We start from the raw sequence: 2,500 nt of genomic DNA on the forward strand, positions 1-2,500 counted from the left end.
GGCGGCTTTGATTGCTGAGTTCCGTCATCATCGAAAGCGTTGTGTTTTTTTCGGTTATTGGTTGGGCACGGATTTTGCATCTTTCCGACTGCAGCCCGGCTGTGGGGGCGCCATGGCGGGTCAGAACGCAAGGAGCCGCCCCTTGGGGCGCTAATCGTTTGTAATGTGGTGATTATATCTGGTTGCGGGGGTAGGATTTGAACCTACGACCTTCAGGTTATGAGCCTGACGAGCTACCGGGCTGCTCCACCCCGCGGAGGTTTGTTTTTTTGTCGTTTAGAGAGATGTGAGGTTTTTTCTAGGTTTGGCGGTGACCTACTCTCCCACGTCTTGAGACGCAGTACCATTGGCGCGACGGCACTTAACGGCCGAGTTCGGGATGGGATCGGGTGTTTTGCTCGTGCTATGACCACCAAACCGAGGAAAAACCTCACGGCGTCCTTTTCGGGACGCGTGTATCAACGAGTGTTGTCCATGAAGTGTATATGGGATGGTTTGCTTTGATGTGTCAGTCTTTCTGTTACTGGATCAAATCAAGCCTGTCGGGCCATTAGTACCGGTCAGCTGAACGCATTGCTGCGCTTACACCTCCGGCCTATCGACGTGGTGGTCTTCCACGGCCCTCGGGGATACCTTGTTTTGAGGGGGGCTTCCCGCTTAGATGCCTTCAGCGGTTATCCTTTCCGATCATAGCTACCCTGCACTGCCGTTGGCACGACAACAGGTCCACCAGTGGATCGTTCACCCCGGTCCTCTCGTACTAGGGGCAACTCCTCTCAAGTATCCTACACCCACGGCAGATAGGGACCGAACTGTCTCACGACGTTCTAAACCCAGCTCACGTACCTCTTTAAACGGCGAACAGCCGTACCCTTGGGACCTGCTCCAGCCCCAGGATGAGATGAGCCGACATCGAGGTGCCAAACACTGCCGTCGATATGGACTCTTGGGCAGTATCAGCCTGTTATCCCCGGCGTACCTTTTATCCGTTGAGCGATGGCCCTTCCACGCGGGACCACCGGATCACTATGGCCGACTTTCGTCTCTGCTCGACTTGTCAGTCTTGCAGTCAGGCTGGCTTCTGCCATTGCACTCAACGAGCGATTTCCGACCGCTCTGAGCCAACCTTCGCGCGCCTCCGTTACTCTTTAGGAGGCGACCGCCCCAGTCAAACTACCCGCCACGCAGGGTCCCGGATCCGGGTAACGGACCGCGGTTAGACATCAAGCAATGCAAGGGTGGTATCTCAAGGGAGGCTCCACAGGAACTGGCGTCCCTGCTTCGAAGCCCACCACCTATCCTGCACATGCATGGCCTGATGCCAGTGCGAAGCTGTAGTAAAGGTGCACGGGGTCTTTCCGTCTAACCGCGGGAAGCCTGCATCTTGACAGGCAATTCAATTTCGCTGAGTCGATGTTGGAGACAGCGGGGAAGTCGTTACGCCATTCGTGCAGGTCGGAACTTACCCGACAAGGAATTTCGCTACCTTAGGACCGTTATAGTTACGGCCGCCGTTTACCGGGGCTTCAATTCGGAGCTCTCACCCCTCCTTTTAACCTTCCGGCACCGGGCAGGCGTCAGACCCTATACGTCGTCTTGCGACTTCGCAGAGCCCTGTGTTTTTAGTAAACAGTCGCCACCCCCTGGTTTGTGCCCCCAGCCTCCAGTTGCCTGGAAACCGGGCCTCCTTCTCGCGAACTTACGGAGGTATTTTGCCGAGTTCCTTCAACATCGTTCTCTCAAGCGCCTTGGTATTCTCTACCAGTCCACCTGTGTCGGTTTAGGGTACGGTCCTGTGGAGGGCTATTTCCAGGAACTGCTCAGCAGCCAGACCAATCCGATAAGGCCTGACTACCCCTGCAATCCGTCACCATCTCCTGGCCCAGGAATATTAACCTGGTTCCCATCGCCTACGCATTTCTGCCTCGGCTTAGGGGCCGGCTTACCCTGCTCAGATTAGCTTTAAGCAGGAACCCTTGGACTTTCGGCGAGAGTGTCTCTCACACTCTTTGTCGCTACTCATGTCATCATTCTCGCTAGTGATCTCTCCACCGGATGGCTCACGCCCCGGCTTCACAGAAAAGACTTTGTCTTTTCTGATCTCTTCAATGCACTACCGCCTTCGGCTGCTTGAGTGCGAACACCCAAACCACCGATCTTGGTCGTGCAAGAGACCAGTATAGACCAAGTCTATGTCACACTACGCTCCGCTACCATGCACTATGTGCATCCCTAGCTTCGGCTCATGGCTTGAGCCCCGTTACATCTTCGCCGCAAGACAGCTTATTTAGACCAGTGAGCTGTTACGCTATCTTTAAAGGATGGCTGCTTCTAAGCCAACCTCCTGGTTGTTTTGGCCGTCTCACCTGCTTTCCCACTTAGCCATGAATTGGGGGCCTTAGCTGAGGGTCAGGGTTGTTTCCCTCTCCACGACGGACGTTAGCATCCGCCGTGTGTCTGCCATCTAGTACTCCCGGGTATTCGGAGTTTGGTTAGGATC

At 55.0% G+C, this 2,500-nt stretch carries 1 tRNA gene and 2 rRNA genes (1 of these 3 cut by a window edge); all 3 read right to left on the reverse strand.

Annotated elements, in window-relative coordinates:
- Positions 1 to 179 precede the first annotated feature (179 nt).
- Positions 180 to 256 (reverse strand) — tRNA-Met (locus F3H87_RS21630).
- Between the two features lie 46 nt (positions 257 to 302).
- Positions 303 to 417, reverse strand: a 5S ribosomal RNA gene (gene rrf, locus F3H87_RS21635).
- 112 nt (positions 418 to 529) lie between these two features.
- Positions 530 to 2,500, reverse strand: a 23S ribosomal RNA gene (locus tag F3H87_RS21640) (it continues 959 nt past the right edge of the window).

The sequence above is a fragment of the Lutimaribacter pacificus genome, from assembly GCF_900142185.1.
Taxonomy (GTDB): domain Bacteria; phylum Pseudomonadota; class Alphaproteobacteria; order Rhodobacterales; family Rhodobacteraceae; genus Lutimaribacter; species Lutimaribacter pacificus.